The organism is Thermoleophilum album (assembly GCF_028867705.1).
Lineage (GTDB): Bacteria > Actinomycetota > Thermoleophilia > Solirubrobacterales > Thermoleophilaceae > Thermoleophilum.
This window is the reverse complement of sequence record NZ_CP066171.1, coordinates 216650-238811: the sequence shown is the minus strand read 5'-3', so window position 1 is coordinate 238811 and position 22162 is coordinate 216650. Positions and strand designations below refer to the sequence as shown.

The following is a 22162-nucleotide window of genomic DNA, read 5'->3' as shown; positions in this document are numbered from 1 at the left end:
GCTCGCTAGATTGACACGTGACGGTGGTTAGCGGGTCGCTGATCGTAATCGGCCATTTCGGCCACTGGTACATCTCCCTACCGGTGTACCTGGGTCCGGCGCTCGCGATCGTGCTATGGCTGTGGCTTGGCGACCGCCGCGCCCGCGCCCGCGCAGCGACCGGCGGCAGCAGCGACACCGACGGCGCCTCTACCGGGGTCGGTCGCGCCGCTCGCACGGCCGCGAGCGACCGCTGAAAGCGCATCGTGGTCGACGCCGGAGCGCTCGCGGCCGTCACCGTGACGGGCGGGCTCGCTGCACGCGGCGCGCGCTTAGCGCGGCGTCGCGATCTGCGGCTGGCGCCGGCGCAGCGCACTTTCTGCGTGGCTGGCGTCGCGGCGCTCGCCGGCGCCTTGTTATCGCCGCTCGACCATCGCGCCAGCGAGTCGGTCGCTGCGCACATGGCTCAGCACCTGCTACTCGCCGACATCGCCGTGCCGTTGCTGCTGCTCGGTTTCCGGGCCCCGGTCGGCGCGCTCGCGGTACCCAAACGTCTGGTCGCGGCGTTCGGGCGTGCGCGGCGCTTGCGCCGCGCGCTCGCGATCTTGGCGCGCCCGACCGTCGCGGTGCCGCTTTACGCGGTCGTGCTGCTCGGCTGGCACGTCGGTCCGGCGTTCGAGGCGGCGCTCCGCCACCCGCTGGTGCACGCTCTCCAGCATCAGGCGTTCGTAGTGGCGAGCGCGCTCGTCTGGTGGCCGCTGATCGAGCCGCACCGCCGCCAGGCACGCGGGGAGCTGTGGAAGCTTGCCTACCTCTTCGCCGCCCGCTTCTTCGGAATGGCGTTAGCGATGGCGATCGCCGCTGCGCGCACGCCGCTCTACGCGGACGCCTACGGTGCGGGCGACCGCGCGTTCGGACTCGACGCTCTCGCCGACCAGCGCCTCGGGGCCGCGCTGATGTTCACCACCGACGTTGTGGTGTTGGCAGTGGGAATGACGGCCCTCTTCTTCCTCGCCGCACGCGCGGGCGACAGGCCGGGTGACGCGACCGGTCCGCGCTCGCGGCGAACCGTCTAGGCTGCGCCTTACTGGCAGCCAGGAGCATCAGCGCTGTGCTGCTTTGTGCGGCGGCTGCCTGCCGCCGATACCGTTCATGACCCACGGACGCGACGTGACTGGAAAGCGAACACGCCTGCTAGCGGTGGTCGCCGCCGCGGTCGCGGTGGCGGCAGTGGCGATCGTCGCGAGCATCGTGACCAGCGGCAGCTCGGACAAGTCGGGGAAGCTGCGCGGCGCGAGCGAAGTTCGCAGCCTTATCCGCGGCATCCCCCAGCGCGGCTACACGCTCGGGCGTTCGGACGCGCCGGCGACGCTGATCGAGTTCGTCGATCTCCAGTGCCCCTACTGCGCCCAACTCGCTCGCGACGGATTGCCCGCGATCATCGCGAACGAGGTGCGCTCGGGCCGGTTGCGACTGGAACTTCGAATCTTGAGCTTCCTCGGACCCGACTCGCAAACCGCGGCGCGCTTCGCCGCCGGAGCCGCGCGCCAGAACCGCGTGTGGCAGTTCACCGAGCTCTTTTTCCGCAACCAAGGGCGCGAGAACTCCGGGTACGTAACCGAGGACTTCTTGCGCAAGGTGGCCGGTGCGATCGACGGCCTTGACGTCGACCGCGCTCTGGCGTTCTCGCGTACGCCCGAGGCCGAGGACGATCTCGAGCGGGCAAACAGCGAGGCGCGCAAGCTCGGGGTCACCGCCACACCGACTTTGTTTCTCATGCAAGCCGGTGGGCGGCCGCGGCAGCTCGCCCTCTCCGACCTGACAGCCGACGCTGTGCGTAGCGCGATCAGCGCCGCTCGACAGCGGTGAGAGCGGGCAGTCGCGGCGACGGTTCTAACAGCGCGCGAACGCGCTTTCTGGACGAGCGCCGGCTACGTGTGCTGGCCGCGCTGTTGGCGCTCCTAGGGATCGCGATCGCCGGTTACCTCACCTACGTGCACTACGCCGGGATCAGCCCGGTGTGCGTAGCCGGCAGCGGCAGCTGCGAGCGCGTGCAGACGTCGGAGTACGCCGTCTTCCTCGGCGTCCCGGTCGCTCTGCTCGGCCTGTTGGCCTACGTCACGATCTTCCTAGCGACCATCGTGCCCCACCCGCTCGGCGCGACGGTCGCCGCGGCCGTCGCACTCGCCGGCTGGCTGTTCAGCCTCTACCTGACCTGGCTCGAGTTGTTCGTGATCGAAGCGATCTGCCAGTGGTGTGTCGCCAGCGCTGTCACGATCACTTTGCTGGCCGCTACGACCGTGTTGCGCGTTGTCGCTAGCACCGACGCCTGATGCCCACGACGCCTGAAGCCCGCGGCCCCGATCGCGCGCGACGACTTGACAGCGCTAACCGCCCTCTGGTTTCGTAGCGTCGGCGGGAGGCCTGTAGAAAGCGCGACTCGCCTCGGCCTCGAGTCGCGGACTCCGACACACAAGGGGGAGGAAACAGCGACCGATGAGGTTGTGGTCCTACGCAAGGATGCTGCGGCGACTGCTTGCGACAGTTGCCGCCGTAGCCACGCTTGCACTGTCACTCTCGGCTGGCGTCGCCCCAGCTGCGCTCGCGGCGACGCCAGCAAACGATCCCTTCTACACGCCCCCGAACCCGCTTCCCAGCACTGAGCCGGGGGCGCTCATCCGCTACCGACAGTCGACGTTCACCCTCGACCCGATCGCGCGCACACCCGTACCCGGTGTTCGTGCCTGGCAGGTGCTCTACACCTCCCGAACGGCACTCGGCAAACCGATGGCTGTGTCGGGCACGGTGCTGGTGCCTTCGTCGCCGTGGCGCGGCAGCGGTCCGCGGCCGCTCGTCACTTACGGCGTCGGCACGCGCGGCGTCGGCGACTCGTGTGCGCCGTCCTACACGCTCAGCCGTGGCACTGACTACGAGGGCTTGTTCATCAAGGCGGCTCTGGCGCGCGGCTTTGCGGTCGCCGTCAGCGACATGCGCGGGCTCGGCACTCCGGGCCTCCACACCTACGAGGTCGGGCGCGAACAGGGCACCGCGCTCCTCGATGCCGCCCGCGCTGCGTTGCGGCTGCCAGGAACGGGGCTGGCTGCGAGCGCACCGATCGGCATCATGGGCTACTCGCAGGGCGGTACCTCCGCCGGCTGGGCGGCACAACTCGCCCGCAGCTACGCGCCCGAGCTCAACGTCAAGGGTGTGGCTGCCGGCGGTGTGCCCGCCGATCTCGAGCGGGTGGCTAGCTACCTCGACGGCGGACCGTTCGTCGCGTTCGCTCTGCTCGCCGCTCTCGGATACGACGCGGCGTATCCGGAGCTCCGCCTCGACACCTACCTGAACGCACGTGGACGCGACCTGCTCGCCCGCTCAAGCGACCTCTGCCTCGTCAGCCTCGACGGCATCGGCACCTTCCTGGGTGTCGCCTTCACGCGCATCGACGACTATGTGACGACGAACCCGCTTGGCACACCGGCGTGGCAGGCGCGCCTGCGCGAGAACCGCCTCGGTGCGACGAAGCCGGCAGCGCCGGTGCTCCTGTACCACGGTGGGATCGACGAGATCATCCCGATCGACCAGGCACGGACGCTGCGCAGCGAGTGGTGTCGTCTCGGCGGACGTGTGACCTGGCGGGTGTACCCGCTCGCCGAGCACGCTCTCGGACTCGCGGTCGGAGCGAAACCCGCGCTCGACTTCCTGGAAGCGACGCTCGCGCGCGGCGCGGTCCCGCAAGGGAACTGCTGACGGCAAGAGCGGCACGGTAGGCGACGGGGCTCACGCCTCGTCGCCTACCCGTCTGCCGATCGCTGTGCTCCTCCCGGCACTTGCAGCCAGCGGCTAGGACGCGTGATCGCCACCGCCGTGGCGCTCGACAGCACCGTCAGCGCGGCGGCGATCGCCCCGGCGCCGCGCCAGAAGCGCTCGGGGTAGAGCTCGACGAGCAGCTTTCCAGCGGGGAACTGCCAACCGCCCTGGGGAAAGAGCAGGGCGTGAAAGCCAGCGAAGGCAGCTGCGAAGTCGAGCAGAGCGAACGCCACAGCAAGCGCAACGAACACCAGCGACGCGAAGGCCGCTGTGCGCAGCGCTCGCAGCCGCCGCCGCGGCGAGAGGCGCAAGCGCACCCATGCAAAGCACGCCAGGACCAGGGAACCGCCGACGAGCGCCCACAGGGCGAGCACCGCGCGGCGCACGTCGCGCATGTGCGCGACCTCTTCAGCGGTGATCGCACCGTAGCCTGGACGCGGGTCGTCGACCGCGAGCTCGCCACCGTAGATCGAGGCGACGATCGCACGGCTCGTACGATCCGCTTCCGCCTCCGTCACGCCTACGAGCTCGGGTGCAAAGAGGTCGCGCAGGAGCTCGCTCGCCACGGGGTTCACAAGCATCAACGGCGGCGCGAGCGTCAAGACGGCGGCTGTGCAGGCGACAAGCGTCACCTCGCTGAGCCGAAGGGAAACCCGCTGCCCGGCTCCTGAGCGCACACCATGATCATCGCCGGTCGTGGCAGGGCAAGCCAGACGCACGCGACAAAGGTCGCTGTCGGCGCCGACTGCGAGCGGAGGGGGAGGGATTCGAACCCTCGAGGGACCTATCGGCCCCTAACGGTTTTCGAGACCGCCCCGTTCAGCCACTCCGGCACCCCTCCGGGCTCGATGCCGCAGCGAAAACGCTTGCGGCGTCGGGGTAGGCTAGCGTGCCGGCGGGGGAGGCTCGCCGTGGGCACGATCGAACTTGCCGCGACCCGCGGCACTCGTGCGTGTAGCTAGCGCCCCGGCGGCCGACGGCGGGCGCGGAAGAAGGCGCGCAAAACCTCGCCGCACTCGTCGGCAAGAAGGCCGCCAGCGACATCGGGGCGATGGTTGAGCCGCCTCTCCCCGGTCACGTCGAGCACGCTGCCGCAGGCACCAGCCTTGGGGTCGGGTGCGCCATACACCACGCGCGGCACGCGTGCGAGCACGATCGCCCCCGCGCACATCGCACACGGTTCGAGAGTCACGTACAGAACGGTGTCCAGCAGGCGCCAGGAACCGCAACGCCGTGCCGCCTCGCGCAGCGCCAGCACCTCGGCGTGAGCAGTCGGGTCTTGCCGCAATTCGCGTTCGTTGTGAGCGGCGGCGATCACCTCGCCGCGCTGGACGACCACACAGCCGATGGGAACGTCGTCGTGCGCGAGCGCCCGCTGCGCCTCGCGCAGCGCCAAGCGCATGTAGTACTCGTCGCGTGGGAAGAAACGCTCGCTCACCGGTCTCGCTCCCGCCGTCGCCGTCGCCACCACAACCGCGAGCGGCGAACCGTGTTGTTTTTACTGCCTCTCCGCAGGGGACGGCGGTCGCTGCACCACTCGACGCACCGGTGTTTTGGAGCGGCGGGGCCGCACCACCCGGCACGATGGGGCGAGGACTTTGCCGACCTACCCGCGAAGGAAAGCCGCAGTTTCCGGTTCACGGTACATATTCGTTGCCGCCTTCATGCGCAATGCAGCGCGCATCCGCTTCGGAACACATCTCGCTGTGCTCTCGTTGTCGCTGGTCGCCTCGCTAGCGCTAGCCGCCGGCGCCAGTGCACGCAGCGAGTGGGCGAGCGACCGAAGCGGCGTCTACGCGCAACGCGAGGTGATCGTGCGCTGGCGCCCGGACACCGACAGCGCACGGATCCGCGCAGCGATCCGCTCGATCCGCGGCAAGATCGTCGCTCGTAGCAGCGACGGCAGTGCGCTCGTTCGCTATCGGAGCGCGCTCGCGCCGCGCGACGCCGCTTTCAAGCTGCGCGCTCTGCGCGTGGCGAGTGCCGCCTCCCCCAACTACCGCGCCCGCGCGAGCTTCGTCCCGAACGACCCCGCCTTCGCCCGCCAGTGGCACCTCTCCTCGCAACTGGGGATCGGCGTTCCCACAGCGTGGGATCTGGCGCGGCGGGCACGCGCTCCGGGCGGGCGCGGTGTTCGCGTCGCGGTCGTCGACACCGGCGTCGCGTACGGCAACTACCGCCGCTGCCGCTGCCGGCGCGCACCGGATCTCGGAACTGTCGAACGCGGCTACGACTTCGTCGATCGCGACCGCTACGCCTACGACTTCAACGGGCATGGCACGCACGTAGCCCAGACGATCGTCGAACGTACGAACAACGCTCGTGCCGGTGCGGGCATCGCCTACCGGGCGCGGGTGTTGCCGGTACGGGTTCTCGACGAGCTCGGCGAGGGCACAGCCTGGGAGGTCGCCGAAGGGATTCGCTACGCGGTGAGGCGCAAGGCGAAGGTGGTGAACCTGAGCGTCACGCTCGACTCCCGGGACACTGGCTCCGGTGGTATCCCCGAGCTCCAGGCCGCCCTCAGCTACGCGGAGCGCAATGGGGTCCTGGTCGTGGCCGCTGCCGGCAACGCAAGCAGCGAAACGGTCCCGCTGCCAGCCAGCTATCCGACGGTTTTGGCGGTCGGCGCTACGACCTCGCACGGTTGTCTTGCCAGCTACTCGAACTACGGCGGCCGGCTCGATCTCGTCGCGCCCGGCGGGGGAGCCGACGCAGCTCCGCTCGCGACCCCCTGGGATCAGAGCCATTGCCGCACGGGGCGCGCCGGCGCCGACATCTACCAAGAGACATTCCTCGTGCCAGGGCGCTTCGACCGCTTCGGTCTACCGCGCGGCTACAACGGCACCTCGATGGCGGCAGCGCAGGTGAGCGGCGTCGCCGCGCTCGTGGTCGCGTCCCGTGTGCTCGGCGACAACCCGACGCCGGCCGCCTTGCGACAGTGGCTGCAAGCGACGGCACGCGACATCGGCGCGCCGGGGCGCGACGACCGTTATGGAGCCGGTCTGCTCGACGCCGCCGCGGCGCTTGCGCCGCGGCGTTCGTGAGCTCGCGCGCGATCAGGTCGTACGGATGATCAGCACGCTGCAGGGCGCGTGGTGCGACACCTTGTTCGGCACGCTGCCGAGCAGAAAGCGCTTGGCGCCGGTCATGCCCTTGTTGCCGACGACGATCAGATCGGCGCCGACCTCCTCGGCGACGTCGAGCAGAGCGTCGGCCGCGTCCCCCTCGCGCGGGTGGAGGTAAACCTCGACGCCGCGCTCCTTCAACATCGAGGCGGCCTCGTCGAGCACGGCGTTGACCTCCTCGCGAGGGTTGATCGCCCACTCGATGTTGTCTGGCGCTTCACGCCGCTCGAGCCGCAAACGCGGCTCGGGCACCGGCTCGTACGCGCTCACCACATGCACGGTGGCAGTGAGCTGGGCCGCCAACTCCGCAGCCTGACGGACTGCCTCGCGGGCGGTTGCCGACCCATCGGTACCGACGACCATCGTTTTGAACATCACCCTCCTCTCCCGGCGCGTCGAGCGAGCGCAGCCATCTTAAGCGCTCAGTCGCTTACGCTGCGCGTGTGCGTCTCCCGCGGTTCTGGCTCGTCATGCAGGCGCTGATCGTGATCTTCGTCACGATCGGGATCGTGATCGCGATCGTGAAGCTCTACTAAGCCTGCTTCGACCAGCGGTTCCGTGGTCGCGATGTCCGCCGCCGGCCACGGCTCGAGGACCACGTTTTCGCGTGCGTACATCCACAGCTCGCGCAGCATCGCCGCCAGCGGCAGGGCCACCAGCGCACCCACGATGCCCGCCACGTGGCCACCGAACAGCAGCGCGAAGATCACGAGCAGCGGGTTGATGCGCAGCGCGCGTCCGAAGACGTTGGGCGCCACCACGTGCCCCTCCAGCTGCTGGAGCGCCACGAACGCCAAGGCCACCCACAGGGCCGAGAGCGGGCTCTCGAGCAGCGCAACGACGATCGGCGGGATCGCGCCGAGCACCGGCCCGATGAAGGGCAAGAGCTCCATCGCTCCGAAAAACGCACCGAAGAACACCGCGTAGTCGCGGCCGGCTTGAAACAGGCCGACGAGCCCCAGCACCCACAGCATCAGTGCCGCGCTCGCTCCCATGATCGACGAGAAGGCGAGCTGCCCACCGACGTAGCGGGCAACGGCGTTTTCAATACGCCACGGCAGATCGCGCTCGGGGTCTCGCCGCGGCGCCGGTGGTAGCAACGCACGCACGCGCTCGGCAGCCTTGGGCGCGTAAATCAGCATGTAGATCGAGACGACCACGACCAGCACCAGCGAGAACAGCCCCTCGGCGACGCGCTGGACGAGGTCACGAGTGAACGAGACGAGCTCTCCGGAACGCGACGTGACGTCCCGCTCCAGGCGCGAGAGGACGCTCTCGCCACCGCGCACGAGATTGATGCGCACCTCGTGCCGATCGAGCCAGCGCTGGGCATCCTGGAGCCCCTGCTCGGCGCTGTCGACGTACGCGGGGAGGTTGCGGCGAAGAGCGTCGACCTGCCCGGCTATCGGGTTCACGAGCAGCACCACCGCCCCTGCGAGCATTGCAACAAATGCCAGGTAGACGACGGCGATCGCCACGCCGCGCGGCACGCCCAGGCGTCCGACAGCGCGCACCAGCGGATTGAGAATCAGAGCGACAACCGATGCGACCGCGAACAGGAGCAGCACCGGACCGGCGGCAGCGGCGATCGACCCCACACCGAGCAACAGAACCGGCAGTCCGACCAGCTGGACCCAGCGGGGTACGACGATCAGCGGGCGCTGTGGTTTCTGATCCATCGCTGCCACCCGCGACGGTACTAGTAGTTGCGTGACGAACCGAGAGGCGCACGAGCTCGCACGCCGACGCGGTGTGTCACCGCTTCTCTACCGGATCGTGCGCTCTCTCGCGCTCGTTGTGATGCGGGTCTGGTTCCGACTGGAACTGCAAGGCGCCGACAACATCCCACGGCAAGGGGCGGCGATCGTCTGCCCAAACCACAAAAGCTTCTGGGACGCGTTTTTCGTCGGCGCGGCCACCACCCGCCCGCTCCGCTACATGGCAAAAACCGAGCTGATCGAGGGTCCGTTCGGTCGCTTGCTGGTGAGTCTCGGAGCGTTTCCCGTGCGTAGAGGACAAGCCGACCGGGAGGCGCTGGCCACCGCACGCGCGCTACTCGAGCAGGGAGAGCTGGTCGTGGTTTTCCCGGAGGGCACGCGCGTACGCGACCCTGAGCGTCTGGGCGAACCGCACCGAGGTGCCGGGCGTCTAGCGCTCGAGACAGGGGCGCCGATCGTGCCGGCAGCGATCACCGGCACCCATCGCCTGTTCTGGGGCCCCCTACCGAAGCCGCGCAAGGTGCGTGTGGCGTTCGGCAAACCGATTCTCCCGCCGCCGGTACCGCCCACGCCCGACGCCGCTCGTGAACTCGTCGAGCGAGCGGTGTGGCCTGAAGTAGCAGCGGAGTACAGGCGCCTGCGCGCCCGCAAAGGCCTGCTCGCGGCGCTAGTCGCGCTGCTTGCGAGCGCGGCCGCCGCAGCGACCGTGAGGCGGCGCCGCCGCTAGCGCGCCCGGGAGGATTCGAACCCCCGACCTTGCGGTCCGTAGCCGCACGCTCTATCCACTGAGCTACGGGCGCAGACGGCTCATTAGGGTACCGCGCCCGCTGCGACTCTGACGCCGCGGGCGCTCAGGCGCGTTGGCCGGCGAGCGCCGGTGGCGCAGTGGGCGCCAGAAGCCCGTCCCACACCGGTTGCGGGACGAACATCCAAGCGTGGCACTCGGGCCGGTAGAGGCGCGTATCGAGCTCCGGTGTGCGGGCGGGCACTTCGGGCGCATAGCGCTTCGAGCCGATCGTGAAGGTCCACCAGGCGCCCGGATACGTGGGCACGACGCTCCACGCCACCGCCGTGCGCGGAAAGACCTCGGCCATCGCCTCGCGACAAGAACGAACCGTGTCGGGATGCCAGAAGGGCGACTCGGTCTGCGCGGCGAGAAGACCGTCGTCGGTCAGTACTTCCGCGCAGCGGCGGTAGAAGTCCGTACCGAACAGGCGCGCTGCCTGCCCGAGCGGATCGGGCAAATCGCAGAGGATTACCGCGGGCGCGAAGTCGAGGCTGCCGATCGACGTGAAGGCATCGCCGGGCAGGAACTCGACGCGCGGGTCGGCGAACGCCGCACGCGCCGTTTCGAAGTGTCGCTTGGCTAGCTCCACCACATGTTCGTCGAGCTCGAGCACGGCTACCCGCTCGACCACGTCGTGCTTGAGCACCTCGGCGAGCGTGTGACCATCGCCCCCGCCGACGATGACGACGTTGCGCGGTTCGGGATGGGCGTTCAGCACGGGGTGAACAAGGGCTTCGTGGTAGGCGAAGGAATCGCGCTCGGTGAGCTGCACGATCTGGTCGAGCGCAAGCACTCGGCCAAGACCGGGGGTTTCGAACACCGCCGCCGTCTGGAAAGGTGTGCGCCTCGCCTCGAGCAGCCGCCGGACCGGATAGAGCGCGCGGACCGGGGAGGCAGGCTCGTGCTCTTCGAACGTCCAGACGCGATCCCCGTGCGTCCCGTCCCGGGCGGCTCCATGGCCGTTGCGCTCGCCGCCGATCACGTCCGTGGCGGTACCGTCGCCGTTCGCGACCGCGCCGTTCGCAACGGCGCTGTTCGCAACCGCACCGTTGGTGACGGCGCCGTTCGCCTCTACGGCAACGCCGGGCGACCCGCGCTCGACCGTGCGCCGGGCGACCCAGGTGGGGCGGTAAGCGTCGACCATCACCTCGACCATCGCGTCTAGATCGGTATCGCCGCAGGTGAAGACGTCGATAGCGGCGTAACCGTGTTCCGGCCAGGTGTGCAAGGCGAGGTGGCTCTCGGCGATAACCGCGATGCCCGAGATGCCCCACGGCGAAAAGCGGTGGACCTCGAGCCGTACGAGCGTCGCCCCGCCCGCCTCGACGGCGCGCTCGAGCGCAGTTCGCGCGAGCTCCTCATCGTCGAGACCTTGTGCACCCCAGAACTCGCAAAGAACCTGCCGTCCGAGAGCCATCTCTCACCTCCTTTCCTTGCTCGCAATTGCGAAGTAGTGCTCGTCGGCGATCGGATCGCCGGGGAGCGGGCGCGGGTTGCGCGGCTCGAAGCCAGCGAGCGTCTCGAGCCGCCACAGCGCCGACCGGTACCACGGCGCCCGCGCGGCGCGCGTGAACGCCGGGTGACCGTACGCGCGCGCCTCCTCCAACTGCGTCGGCCAGTTGTCGTAGAAGCCCTGCTCGGGGATGACAGCGCTCAACACGACCGGCTGCGCCGTCAACCACGCCTGCAGTTCGCGCCACTTCTCGTAGTCCGACTCGACGAGCGTGACGCCGAAGTATCCGACCCTGCCGGGGCCGGGTGCGAGCGCCGAGAGCCCACGCCCGACGAACATCCGCAACCCGGAGCGCGTCTCTGAGGGGTCGCAGACGAAGACGTCGTAGGCACCGCGATGGCGAGCGGGCAGCGCCTTGCGCAAGTCGTGGGTGTGCACCTCAATCGGCAGGCTGTGGCGCTCGGCGAGATCCGCGATGAAGGCGGTCAAGCGCTCGTCGATCTCGAAGACGGCGATCTGCGCCGGTGCGCCGGTGAGCGCCAGGGCGATCGACAGCAGGTCGTCGTCCCCCATGATCGCGAACCGCGCCCCCTCGACGAGGTCGCCGAAACGCGCCATCTCGCGCAGCCGGCCCATCAGGCTTTCGACGGTCAGGTGGCCCTGGTCGTAGGCGTCGGTGGCGTCCGGCCGCTGCGCGACGAGCCGCAGGTAGCGGCGCTTGAGAGCGGCAAGCGCGCGGCTATCGAGGGCGACGGTGCGCGGGGCGCGCTTGCGGCCCGCGGGCGTAAGCGTCAGCCGGCCGGGACGAGAACGGACAAGGCCGCGCTCCTCGAGGTCGCGCAGCATCCCGACGAGCACGGGAAAAGGCACCCGTGCCCGACCCGCCACTTCCCAGGGGTCGGCGGTGTCGCGCAACAGCGCGAGAAGACGTTCTTCGGGATGCAGCGTCACCTCCTTTGTGGACTCGGAAGCGCAGCAGCCTGCACCGCAGACTGGCGGCACTTGCGACCGGGAAACCGAGACCGGCGGCGGGCGCGCCGGCCACAAGGTCTTCAAGGTACTAGCTGCGCACTTTTCCCGTCCGCTCGGCGCGCGGGTCGGGCAGCGGTTTGAGCGTTTGCTCGAGCCGTCCGCGCAGCGGCTCGAACCGCGGCGGCAAGCTCAGACGCTCGCCCAACCGCTCGGGCGGCTCGTCGACCGCGAAGCCCGGTCCGAGCGTCGCGATCTCGAACAGCACGCCGCTCGGCTCGCGGAAGTAGATCGAGCGGAAATAGTGGCGGTCGATGATCGGCGTGACGGCTGCACCTCCCGCCAGCGCGCGCTCGCGCCAGCGGCCGTGATCCTCGGGCCGCGACGCGAACGCGACGTGGTGAACGGTGCCCGCACCGGGCACGGGCGGTGTGTCGGGCGGCTCGTCGTAGGCGTAGAAGCCGGAACGATCTTCGCCCGCGACGAGCCACTGCTGCGGTCCGCTCGGTTCGAAACCTAGGTGCTCCTCGAGCAGCGGGCGACTGCGTTCGGGATCGGAGGCGTAGGCGCGAACACCGTGGAAGCCCTGGAGAGCGTGCTCTATGGGAACGTCGGGGGCGCGCGCCACTAGCGGTCGCTCGCCGCCGTCGTAGACGACAAGCTCGTGGCGGAGCCCCTCGGGATCGTGGAACGAGAGAACATCGCCGGAGCGCTCCGCCGTGAACCCCTCGCGCTCCAGCCGCTCGCCCCAGAAATCGAGCGAACCCGGCGAGCCGACACGCCAGATGACGGTGTGGACCATCCCTTCGCCGGCGCTACCGCGGGGCGTGCCCGGATACTCGAAGAAAGTGATGTCGGCGCCAGCACTGCCCTCCTCGTCGGCGTAGAAGAGGTGGTAAACGGTCGGGTCGTCCTGGTTGACCGTCCGTTTCACCAGCCGCAGCCCGAGCGTGCCGGCGTAGAAGCGGACGTTGCGCGGTGCGTCCGCGCAGATTGCTGTCACGTGATGGATCCCTTCGAGCTTCACCGCTCTTCCTTTCCTGGTCGCGCCCTACCGGAGGGCCTGACCCGCACGCCCCAGCGCAGGCGTCGCCGCCGCGCGCGAGTGCGCCCGGCAGGAGTCGAACCTGCGGCCTCCACCTCCGCAGGGTGGCGCTCTATCCGCTGAGCTACGGGCGCTCGTGCCAGTGGTACGAGGCTAGCGATCGCCAGGTGCGTGCCCCGCCGGGCGCTCCGTCGTGTGCACATTTCGATGTAACACCGTCGGATACCCTTGCAGCGTGGAAGCGGCTAACGGCGCACGGAAACGTTCCGGCGATGTAGAGATCGCCGATGAGCGCAGCGAGCTGACGATCGACGAGCTTGCTCGGCGCACCGGTATGACCGTGCGCAACATCCGCGCGTACCAGTCGCGCGGACTCCTACCGCCCCCTGAAGTGCGCGGCCGAACCGGCTACTACGGCCCCGACCACGTCGCGCGTATCGAACTGATCAAGGAGCTTCAGGCCGACGGCTTCAAGCTCGACCACATCCGCCGCCTGTTGGACGGAGCCCGCGGTTCGAGCCACGAGGTGTTGCGCTTCACGCGGATGTTGCGGATGCCGTTCGGCGAGGAGCGCACCGAGATCGTCACAGTCGAGGACCTTGCCGAGCGTTGGGGTACCCGCGACGCCGCCTTGCTCGAACGCGCAGTCAAGCTCGGACTGCTGCGCCCGCTCGGCGACGACCGCTACGAGGACGCGAGCCCGACGCTCAGCCGCGCTGGCCGCGAGCTGGTTCAGCTCGGCATCCCGATCAGCGAGGCGCTCACGCTCCTCGAGTCAGTCAAGCGCCACGCCGACGCGATCGCACGCAGCTTCGTGAAGCTGTTCCTGGAACACATTTGGCTGCCGTTCGAACGCGAAGGCACACCGGACGAGCGCTGGCCGGAGATCGCCGACGTGCTCGAGCGTCTGCGACCGCTCGCCTTGGAGTCGGTGACGGCGGTCTTCCGTCTGGCCATGACCGAGGCAACGGAGCGCGCGTTTGGCCGCGAAATCCAGCGCTTCCAGCGGCAGCTTCGACAAGAGGAGCGACGGGCGCGCGCCTGAGCGCTGCCGCCCGCCGCTCCTGCCCCCTACGGAAAGCGCTTACGACAAACCCGACAGCGGGCGCCAGTCCTCAGGCGGCTTTCGGGATGTCGAAAAGCCCCTGGACCTGGGCGGCGAACACAAGGTCGCCGCGCACCTGGAGCTTGCCGGACATGAAGAGATCGGGGCCGCTGCGACCGCCGGTGACTAGGCGCAGGAAATCGACCCCATCGAGCTCGATCGCCACCCGCGGGTCGCGATCGAGCTCACGGCCGACGGTGCACTGGCCGTTCTCCAGGACGACTTGGTACTCGTCGACACCGCCATCCGGGCGACCCTTGATGCGCCAGTGAATCACCGCTTGCACGCCGCGCACGCGGTCGGCCCGCACGTGCTGCTGCATACGCTTGAAGATCTCGTCGAGGATCAAGCCACGCAGCTCGCTCGACATCGCTTGCGCCAGCTCCTCGTCGCTGGCGCGCGCAACGTTGGCTGCAAACTCGGCCGGATCTACGGACGCCGCATCGATCGCCTGCCCGCCGAGCATCGTCGCTTCGCTGTTGTTTTCCATCGCACTTCCTCCAGGGACGGGGCCTACCGATACATCGTGTGACGCTACATGCGCAAATGTGACATCGAATCGTGACGACGTCAAGAGCAGGCTGTGGTGCAGCGCTAGAGAGCCGCTGTTCGCAGCAGAGCTACATTCGAGCGAGCGGTCGCCGCCGGATGCGCACCGGCGGCGCGGCACGATGCGCGACGTGGTGGGGCGCGCCGCCGCGACGCGCCCCACCCGCTTCCGCCGCTCGCACTTCGCGAACGGTCTAGACCGAGACCGTCAGCGGATGTACTTGCCCGAGATCGCGCGCGCGATCACGAGCCGCTGGATCTCGGAGGTCCCTTCGAAGATCGTGTAGACCTTGGCGTCGCGGTGCATCCGCTCGACGGGGTACTCGCGCGTGTACCCGTTGCCGCCGAGGATCTGCATCGCCCGCTCGGTGACCCAGACGGCTACCTCGCCAGCCTTGAGCTTCGACATCGAGCCCTCGGCGTTCTCGAACTCCTTGCCCGTGCGCCCCATCCACGAGGCTCGCCAGACGAGGAGCCGCGCACAGTCGATCTCCATCTTCATGTCGGCGAGCATGAAGGCGATCGCCTGGTTCTCGATGATCGGGCGGCCGAACTGCACGCGCTGCTTGGCGTACTCGAGCGCGTACTCGTAAGCCGCGCGGGCGATACCGACGGCTTGCGCGCCGACCGTGGGACGAGACAACTCGAAGGTGCGCATCGCTGCCTGCTGCTTGGCACGCTTGCCCTCGCGCGCACGGGCGAGCCGTTCGTCGAGCTTCTCCTTGCCGCCGAGCAAGCAACGCCCGGGGATGCGACAGTCATCGAGGAACACCTCGGCCGTGTGGGACGCACGAAGCCCGTGCTTCTTCAGCTTCTGACCAGGCGTGAGCCCCTTGGTGCCGGGCGGGATGATGAAGGCGGCTTGCCCGCGAGCGCCGAGCTCGGGGTCGACCGAGGCGACGACGACGTGAACGTTGGCGATGCCGCCGTTCGTAGCCCAGGCCTTCTGGCCGTTGAGCACCCACTCGTCCTTGGCCTCGTCGTAGCGGGCTCGCGTGCGCATCGACGAGACGTCGGAACCGGCATCGGGCTCGGACACGCAGAAGGCAGCGACCTTCGGATCGTCAGGCGTGCCGTAGCACTGCGGGATCCATTCGGCCATCTGCTCGGGCGTGCCCGAGGCGTAGATGCCGGCGACAGCGAGGGTCGTGCCCATGATCGCCATCGCGATGCCGGCGTCGCCCCAGAACAGCTCCTCGTTGACGATCGGCAGCATCAGGCCCGTCGGATCGGCGTAGAACTGGGCCAGTGCTTCGAAGCCGTAGAGGCCGATCTTGGCGGCCTCCTGGATGATCGGCCACGGCGTCTCTTCGCGCTCGTCCCACTCGTGCGCCGCCGGACGAATGACGTTCTCGGCGAAACCGTGGACCCAGTCGCGGATCTCCTTCTGCTCCTCCGACAGCTCCATCGAGAAGGGAGCGTCGGGAGCCTGCTTGGGAAGTGCTTGTTCGATAGCGGCGGAAGCGTCCATGCGCTGGATCGTACTACACGCTCTGATGTAACATCAAGCGATGCAACGTGCACCAGCTGACGGTGTACAGCTATGTGTAGAGATCGACCGACCTGTCCAGCCGGTGCGACCTCGAGCCGCAGGGTTGCCTGGTCGGTCGCTGACGGGGGCGAACGAAGAGCGAGCAGGGGGTAGAGAATGGTCGTGAGCAGGAGGACCGCCGGAACGCGCGGCGCAGCCGACGGTCGGCGCACCTTCGGAACGCGTCCGAGCGATCGCAGTGCAGCGACAGCTCGCCGCTATCGCCGCACGCTGCTCGCCCGCAGCTTCGCCGCGCTGATCGGGGCAGCGGCGCTCCTACCGGCGACCGCGTTGGCGCGCGGCGAGCAGGAAGCGGCGCCCTCGGCTGGCGGTGCCGCCCTCGACCAGGTCGCGATCGCCACCGCCGCAGGGCTCTTGGTTACAGGCCTGCTGATCGTGCTCGGCGTGCGCCACCGCACCGGCAAGACGCAACGGCTGGCGAAGGTCGCTGCATCGGCAGCGCGCGTTACGGGTATGCCGCCGTTTGTCGCGCTGCCGGCCGCGATCAGCACGATCTCGCTGCTCACCGCAGCGTTCGGCCTGTACTGGGACATCTCCCTGCACATCGACAACGGGCGTGACCCCGGACCGCTCGCGAACCCCTCGCACTACTTCATCCTCGCCGGTCTGTTGGGCGTCTTCGCCGCTGGCTGGATCTCGATGATCCTGCCGCTCGACCGCCCCAGCCCCGCCGCTGTCCGCGTGATCGGAGATTGGTGGGCGCCACTTGGGGGACTGCTCCTGGCGGCGTGCGGCTCGTTCGCCCTGCTCGGCTTCCCGCTGGACGACTTCTCGCATCGTCTGTTCGGCCAGGACGTGACCCTGTGGGGTCCGACGCACTTGATGATGCTCGCCGGCGCGGCGATGAGCCTCGTCGCGATGCTCGTACTGTTCACCGAGGGCCGGCTCGCGCTGCGCGCACACACGGTCGAGGAACCGCCACCGGCGCGATTCGGCGGCGTGCGTCTGAGCGCCGAGCAGTTGCGCCGCCTGCGGCTGGTGATGACGACGGGCGGGCTGCTCGTCGGGCTGTCGATCTTCCAGGGCGAGTTCGACTTCGGCGTTCCCCAGTTCAGCCAGCTCTTCCAGCCGGCGTTGATCGCTATCGCTGCCGGCTGGGCGCTCGTCTGCGCACGCATCGTCGGCGGCCGCGGAGCAGCGCTGGCGGCGGTCGGCTTGTACCTCCTGACACGCTCGTTGCTGACCGCACTTGTTGGCGGCGTCTTCGGCCAGACCCTGCCGCACTTCCCGCTCTACCTCGCCGAAGCAGCGTTGGTGGAGGTCGCTGCGCTGGTGGTAGGCACGACGCGCCCCTACCGGCTTGCGGCAGTGGCCGGCGTCGCGATCGGAACGCTCGGCACGCTCGCCGAGTTTGCGTGGTCGCACGTCTGGATGCCGCTGCCCTGGCCTAGCGCGATGCTGCCCGAGATCGTCGCCGTCGGTCTGATCTGTGGCGTAGCGGGCGCGATCGTCGGCGCCTTCCTCGCTTCCGGTATCCGACTCGACCCGGTCAACGCCGGTTCCGGACGGGCGCTCGCGCGCCTCGGTGCAGCCGCGGCCGCGGTCGTCGCTCTGTTCGCCTATCTCGGCTCGACGACCGCCCCCGACGGTGCGCGTGTCCTGGCGCGCGTCACTACGACGCAGCCGGCACCCGAGCGCTGGGGAATCGTGACGGTGCGCGTAGAGCCCGCTTCGACGGTTCGCGACCCCAACTGGTTCAACATCACGTCGTGGCAAGGCAAGACGAAGCTGCGGCTGACGCGCCTGGTAGAGGTGGCGCCGGGCGTGTGGCGAAGCGAGCGGCCAGTACCGCTCTACGGCTCGTGGAAGTCGATGATCCGCTTCCACCAGGGACGGATCCTGTCGGCCGTGCCCGTCTACATGCCGGCTGACCGGGCAATTCCGACGCCGGAAGTTCCCGCGACCGCCACGTTCGCGCGCCCCTTCGTCCCCGATTGGCACGTTTTGCAGCGCGAGCGCAAGCGCGACGTGCCGGGCTGGTTGTGGGGAGTCGCAGGGCTGACGGTGCTCGCACTCTCGAGCGTGCTGCTCGTGGCGCTGGCGGCGGGCCTCGTCCGACTGTCACGGAGCGAGCTGACGCGCACGCGCCGACCGGGCACGGCCCCGGCAACGGCGCCCGCGGCGGCTGCCCCTGCCGGCGGCTGATGAGACAAGGCACGATGCCGCCGATCGCCGATCACAGCCTCGTCCAGAGCCTGGCGTTCGTTCTTCCCGCGGCGATCCTTCCGCTCGTTCTCGGCGTGCTGGTGATCCGCGACAGGATCCGGAGATCGAAGACGTGAGCGGTTGACACCATGGGAGCGTCGCGCCCCTTCCTCTCGAGCGCCGGTCCGCGCTCCGGCGGTGACGGGAGCCACCGTCTGGCGGGCGCGCCCGCTCGCCTCGCGGCTTTCCTTATCGCGCTCGCGATGGCCGTCGGCAGTGCGGGGTTGTGGGTTGCGACGCCGCTCGTCGGGCTGTGGGTCGGCTCGCGCGTGCAGGCCGGCACCGGATCGGTGGGCACGGCGCTGCTCGCGGCGTTCGCGTCGGCGATCGCTACCGCCGTGCTGTTGGCGTTGCTTCTGGCACGCCTTGACCGCGCCTACCGTGCTCTGCGCGACGGACGCAGTGCGCTCGAGCGAATGTTGGTGGCATCGGCGGCTATCGCCGTCACCGGGTTCACGATCTGGTTCCTCGGCTTCGCCGGACCCGGTCCGCTGCTCGCCCCCCGCTGAGCTGAGCCGCAGCGCGCCGGCTACCTACTCGCTAGATGACAAGCTGACAGCGGAAATGCTTGCGTCAAGCAGCTGCTTGCGGTAACAAGTTGAGCAAGAGCAGGGGTGCGGTCGAGTGAGCAGAGGGCAATAGCCGCGCACACACACCGAGCGCACACAGAGCCGCAAGCGAACCCGGGCCACGGAGGGCAGGACGTGACGTATCCAGCGACCCCCACAGCGATCGGCAGCCGTCGCGGAAGGGCGCGGTCGCGGTTGCGTGCCGTCGTCGACAGCGCAACCGCCTGCGCGGAAGCCTTCGGTCAGCTCCGGCGCATCCGCCGGTCACTGACGCTGGTGGCGGTCTTGGTCTTGGCAGGCGCCGCGACTTCTGCTGTTACGGCGCCGCTGGCGCAAGGCGCCGTCCAGGTGACGTCGCTGACAGTGTCGCCGAACAACCCGACCGCCAACTCGAGCCCGAACCTGACGGTGTCGATGAACTTCGCCTACACGCCGTCCTCGGACGACATCAAGCGGCTCACGATCACGCTGCCGCCCGGCCTCGTCGGCAATCCGAACGCCGTCACCAAGTGCACGACGGCGCAGTTCAGCGCCGACAGCTGCCCCACAGGCAGTGACGTCGGCGACACCACGGTGCACGTAGTGGTGGACGCGCTCGGCATGAACCTCGACGCGAGCGGCGACGTCTACAACTTGCAACCGCAGAGCGGCGAGCCGGCGCGGTTGGGCGTCATCGTGCGCCCCCCTCTCGCCAACAAGATCTTCCTCACCGTGCCCGTGGCGGTGCGGCCCGACCTCGACTTCGCGCTCGAGAACCGCATCGACAACCTGCCGCGCACGACCTACATCCCGATCTTCTTCTCGAACTTCGACGTGACGATCACCAGCATGTCGCTCACCTTGAACGGCATGGTGGGCGGCCAGCGGTTCTTGACGATGCCCTCGAGCTGCAACACCGCGAACCTCACGGTGACGGCTGGATCGTGGGACTCGACGGCGACCGCCACGCGCTCGGCGCCGATAACGCCGACCGGTTGTTCGTCGCTTACGTTCAACCCGAGCTTCGCCTTCACGACGCAGACGACCCGTGCTGAGACGCCGTCCGGCGCCACCGCAGCCATCACCCTGCCGTCGGGCAGCCCGACGCTGAAGCGAGCGGTCGTGACGCTGCCGCCGGGCGTCGCGATAAATCCCGCCGCCGCCGACGGCCTCGCCGCCTGTAGCGACGCACAGTTCGCGGTCGACTCCAACTCAGCGCCGGCGTGTCCGTCCGCATCGCGAGTCGGCACCGTCGAGTTCGACACGCCGCTGCTCGGCCTACTCACCGGCGACGTGTATTTCGCTCAGCCGACTGATGCGCGACCGTGGGGGCTTTTCGTCTCGATCAGCGGCCCTGGCTTCTTCGCGAAGCTCGTCGGCAACGTCGCGATCGATCAGTCGAACGGGCAGATCACGACGACGTTCGACGACATCCCCCAGGTGCCGTTCACCGCTTTCCGCCTCACCTTCAACGGCGGTAGCAAAGCGTTGCTGGTGACGCCACGAGCGTGCGGCGCAGCGCAGGCGCAGGCACAGCTCACGCCGTGGAGCTCCTCGACGCCGGTGGCGCGCAACTCCACGGTGACGATCAGCTGGGACGGTGCCGGCGCGCCGTGCCCCTCGCCGCGCCCATTCGACCCGACGCTAGCGCTGACACTGAGCGACAGCTCCGCGGGCGCGAGCCCGGCGATGACGCTCACCGTCACGCGACCCGATCGCAACCAAGAGCTCGGCTCGCTGCGCGTATCGCTGCCGCCCGGCCTCCTCGGGTACCTGGCCATGGACGGGCTCTCGCTCTGCTCTCCGGCGAGCGCCGCTAGCGGATCCTGCCCGGCAAGCTCGCGCGTCGGTTCGGTCACGGCGACGAGCGGCCCGGGTGCCTCGCCGGTGACGCTCAATGGCGACGTCTACCTCACGAGCGCCCCCCGCAGCGGGGCTATCGCCGGGTTGGCGGTGGTGATACCCGCCCGTGTCGGGCCCGTCGACCTCGGGCGCGTGGTAGTCACGAACGCGCTCGTCCTGCGCACGAGCGACTTCGGGCTGGTCGTCGAGAGCGACCGGCTGCCGTCGGCGCTCAAGGGGATTCCGCTCGCGGTGCGCTCGCTCGCGATCAGGCTCGACCGCAGCGGCTTCCTGCGCAACCCGACGCGCTGCGGCACTCTGCAAGCGGCCGCGACGATCGCCGCCAGTGACGGTCGCACTGCCAATCGCAGCGTGCCGCTAGCTATCAGCGGCTGCGACCGTTTGCCGTTCGCTCCGGCGCTCGCCGGTTCGGTGGGGGCGCGCGACAACTTCGGCAGCTCGACAGTCGGCGTTCCCTTGACCACTCGAATCACGCTGCCGAGCGGCAACGCGGCGCTCAAGCGCGCGCGGGTGCAGTTGCCGAGCTCGATCCTGCCGAGCCTGGACGCGCTGTCGCGTGCTTGCCCGGTGTCCCAGATCGCTAGCGGCACCTGTCCGCCGAACGCTCGTGTAGGCACGGCGCGTGTCGTGACGCCGCTTCTGCCGATCACGCTCGAGGCGCCAGTGCTGCTGGCCGAGAACGCAGGTGGGCTGCCGCGGCTGGCGATCCCGTTGCTCGGAACGGTCCTGTACGGGGACGTCAGCCTCGCCGGCGGACGGGTGACGACCACCTTCGACAACCTGCCCGACATCCCGCTCGCGAGCTTCGAGCTGGCGATCGACGGTGGCCCCAACGGCCTGTTGCGGGCGCCGAACACGATCTGCGTACCGAACGACGTCACGACAGTCGCGACACTCGACGCACACAGCGGCCGCTCGCTGTCGGTGACTAAGGCGCTCGATCGACCGACCTGTACGGCGCCCCGCAACGCTGGCGGGTCAGGCGGTTCTTCTGGTTCCGGCGACAGCGACGGGGACGACCGCACGAGCCCGAGCTCGACCCGGCCGTCCGGGCGGGCGAGCGTGGTCGTCCGCCGCGGGCGCGCCACGGTAGTGCTGCGCATCCGTCAGCCACGTGCTCTCGCCGCCCTGGCGCGTGTGCGGGCGGTACTGCCGCGGTCGCTCACCCCGCGTCGCGGGGTGCGACCGATCGCTCGTACGAGCAAGCGCATCGCCCGCAAGTACGTCCGCCTGCGCGGACGTACGGTCCAGGTGCGGCTCGTGCGTAGCGCGCGCAGCGTGCTGGTGCGTATCGCCCAGGTGCGTGTCTCGCGCTCGGTTCAACGAGCGCTCGCCCGGCGCAAGCGTCCGGTCGTGCGGATCGCGGTGACCGTGGTCGATCGCAAGGGCCGCAGGTGGCGAATCACCGTCTCGACGCGGGCACGGCGCGCCTGACCGCATGTCCGCGCTGGGCG

21 protein-coding genes and 3 tRNA genes are annotated in these 22162 nt (G+C 69.3%); 12 read left to right on the top strand and 12 right to left on the bottom strand.

The window, feature by feature from the left end:
• The first annotated feature begins 17 nt into the window (after nt 1-17).
• The 5 genes from JDY09_RS01145 to JDY09_RS01125 all read left to right on the top strand — a co-directional run bounded on the left by JDY09_RS01145 (nt 18) and on the right by JDY09_RS01125 (nt 3729).
• The gene (locus JDY09_RS01145; RefSeq protein WP_274717036.1) at nt 18-236 is read left to right on the top strand and encodes a hypothetical protein; all 219 of its coding nucleotides are present in this window, start codon (nt 18-20) and stop codon (nt 234-236) included.
• Between the two features lie 9 nt (nt 237-245).
• Nucleotides 246-1055, top strand: a complete 810-nt coding sequence (locus JDY09_RS01140; protein ID WP_274717034.1) for a cytochrome c oxidase assembly protein — start codon at nt 246-248, stop codon at nt 1053-1055.
• A gap of 94 nt (nt 1056-1149) precedes the next feature.
• Nucleotides 1150-1848: a DsbA family protein gene (locus tag JDY09_RS01135; RefSeq protein WP_274717032.1), complete on the top strand. Its 699-nt coding sequence runs from the start codon at nt 1150-1152 to the stop codon at nt 1846-1848.
• A complete protein-coding gene (locus tag JDY09_RS01130; RefSeq protein ID WP_274717030.1) occupies nt 1845-2312 on the top strand; it encodes a vitamin K epoxide reductase family protein in 468 nt (155 codons plus the stop codon). Before JDY09_RS01135 ends, JDY09_RS01130 begins: the two co-directional genes overlap by 4 nt.
• A 163-nt stretch (nt 2313-2475) precedes the next feature.
• Complete coding sequence (locus JDY09_RS01125) at nt 2476-3729, top strand: lipase family protein (protein ID WP_274717028.1); 1254 nt, start codon at nt 2476-2478, stop codon at nt 3727-3729.
• A 44-nt stretch (nt 3730-3773) separates the two neighbouring features.
• On the opposite strand, the gene JDY09_RS01120 is transcribed toward JDY09_RS01125, so the two are convergent.
• The 3 genes from JDY09_RS01120 to tadA all read right to left on the bottom strand — a co-directional run bounded on the left by JDY09_RS01120 (nt 3774) and on the right by tadA (nt 5227).
• A complete protein-coding gene (locus JDY09_RS01120) occupies nt 3774-4421 on the bottom strand; it encodes a DUF1461 domain-containing protein (RefSeq protein ID WP_274717026.1) in 648 nt (215 codons plus the stop codon).
• 120 nt (nt 4422-4541) lie between these two features.
• Nucleotides 4542-4630: transfer RNA gene (locus tag JDY09_RS01115), tRNA-Ser, on the bottom strand.
• A gap of 117 nt (nt 4631-4747) precedes the next feature.
• Nucleotides 4748-5227, bottom strand: a complete 480-nt coding sequence (gene tadA, locus JDY09_RS01110; RefSeq protein WP_274717024.1) for a tRNA adenosine(34) deaminase TadA — start codon at nt 5225-5227, stop codon at nt 4748-4750.
• 226 nt (nt 5228-5453) lie between these two features.
• Between tadA and JDY09_RS01105 the strand changes: the two genes are divergently transcribed.
• On the top strand, nt 5454-6833 hold the full coding sequence (locus JDY09_RS01105; protein WP_274717022.1) for a S8 family serine peptidase: 1380 nt from the start codon (nt 5454-5456) through the stop codon (nt 6831-6833).
• 12 nt (nt 6834-6845) lie between these two features.
• Here JDY09_RS01105 and JDY09_RS01100 read toward each other — a convergent pair whose 3' ends face one another.
• Together JDY09_RS01100 and JDY09_RS01095 are read right to left on the bottom strand one after the other, a co-directional pair.
• On the bottom strand, nt 6846-7289 hold the full coding sequence (locus tag JDY09_RS01100; RefSeq protein WP_274717020.1) for a universal stress protein: 444 nt from the start codon (nt 7287-7289) through the stop codon (nt 6846-6848).
• 47 nt (nt 7290-7336) lie between these two features.
• On the bottom strand, nt 7337-8593 hold the full coding sequence (locus JDY09_RS01095; protein ID WP_274717018.1) for an AI-2E family transporter: 1257 nt from the start codon (nt 8591-8593) through the stop codon (nt 7337-7339).
• 31 nt (nt 8594-8624) lie between these two features.
• Between JDY09_RS01095 and JDY09_RS01090 the strand changes: the two genes are divergently transcribed.
• On the top strand, nt 8625-9359 hold the full coding sequence (locus JDY09_RS01090) for a lysophospholipid acyltransferase family protein (RefSeq protein WP_274717016.1): 735 nt from the start codon (nt 8625-8627) through the stop codon (nt 9357-9359).
• On the opposite strand, the gene JDY09_RS01085 is transcribed toward JDY09_RS01090, so the two are convergent.
• From JDY09_RS01085 to JDY09_RS01065, 5 genes are all read right to left on the bottom strand, one after another.
• A tRNA-Arg gene (locus JDY09_RS01085) sits at nt 9360-9432 on the bottom strand. It abuts the gene before it with no gap.
• A gap of 51 nt (nt 9433-9483) precedes the next feature.
• Nucleotides 9484-10836: an adenosylmethionine decarboxylase gene (gene speD / locus JDY09_RS01080; protein ID WP_274717014.1), complete on the bottom strand. Its 1353-nt coding sequence runs from the start codon at nt 10834-10836 to the stop codon at nt 9484-9486.
• Between the two features lie 3 nt (nt 10837-10839).
• On the bottom strand, nt 10840-11823 hold the full coding sequence (locus JDY09_RS01075) for a bis-aminopropyl spermidine synthase family protein (RefSeq protein ID WP_274717012.1): 984 nt from the start codon (nt 11821-11823) through the stop codon (nt 10840-10842).
• Nucleotides 11824-11932: 109 nt separating this feature from the next.
• Nucleotides 11933-12868, bottom strand: coding sequence for a VOC family protein (locus JDY09_RS01070; protein ID WP_274717010.1), 936 nt, complete (start codon nt 12866-12868; stop codon nt 11933-11935).
• 79 nt (nt 12869-12947) lie between these two features.
• Nucleotides 12948-13020: transfer RNA gene (locus JDY09_RS01065), tRNA-Arg, on the bottom strand.
• Between the two features lie 101 nt (nt 13021-13121).
• Between JDY09_RS01065 and JDY09_RS01060 the strand changes: the two genes are divergently transcribed.
• Entirely contained in the window at nt 13122-13931 is an 810-nt protein-coding gene (locus tag JDY09_RS01060; RefSeq protein WP_274717008.1) for a MerR family transcriptional regulator, read from the top strand.
• Between the two features lie 70 nt (nt 13932-14001).
• On the opposite strand, the gene JDY09_RS01055 is transcribed toward JDY09_RS01060, so the two are convergent.
• The gene (locus JDY09_RS01055) at nt 14002-14481 is read right to left on the bottom strand and encodes an SCP2 sterol-binding domain-containing protein (RefSeq protein ID WP_274717006.1); all 480 of its coding nucleotides are present in this window, start codon (nt 14479-14481) and stop codon (nt 14002-14004) included.
• Nucleotides 14482-14748: 267 nt separating this feature from the next.
• Nucleotides 14749-16011 carry an acyl-CoA dehydrogenase family protein gene (locus tag JDY09_RS01050; protein WP_274717003.1) on the bottom strand — a complete coding sequence of 421 codons (1263 nt, stop codon included), beginning with the start codon at nt 16009-16011 and terminating at the stop codon, nt 14749-14751.
• A 183-nt stretch (nt 16012-16194) separates the two neighbouring features.
• Here JDY09_RS01050 and JDY09_RS01045 point away from each other — a divergent pair, with 183 nt between their 5' ends.
• The 4 genes from JDY09_RS01045 to JDY09_RS01030 all read left to right on the top strand — a co-directional run bounded on the left by JDY09_RS01045 (nt 16195) and on the right by JDY09_RS01030 (nt 22142).
• A complete protein-coding gene (locus JDY09_RS01045) occupies nt 16195-18237 on the top strand; it encodes a hypothetical protein (protein ID WP_274717001.1) in 2043 nt (680 codons plus the stop codon).
• A complete protein-coding gene (locus tag JDY09_RS01040; protein WP_274717000.1) occupies nt 18237-18374 on the top strand; it encodes a hypothetical protein in 138 nt (45 codons plus the stop codon). Before JDY09_RS01045 ends, JDY09_RS01040 begins: the two co-directional genes overlap by 1 nt.
• Nucleotides 18375-18386: 12 nt before the next feature.
• Nucleotides 18387-18806: a hypothetical protein gene (locus JDY09_RS01035; protein ID WP_274716998.1), complete on the top strand. Its 420-nt coding sequence runs from the start codon at nt 18387-18389 to the stop codon at nt 18804-18806.
• Nucleotides 18807-19001: 195 nt separating this feature from the next.
• Nucleotides 19002-22142 carry a hypothetical protein gene (locus JDY09_RS01030; RefSeq protein ID WP_274716996.1) on the top strand — a complete coding sequence of 1047 codons (3141 nt, stop codon included), beginning with the start codon at nt 19002-19004 and terminating at the stop codon, nt 22140-22142.
• Nucleotides 22143-22162: the final 20 nt, after the last annotated feature.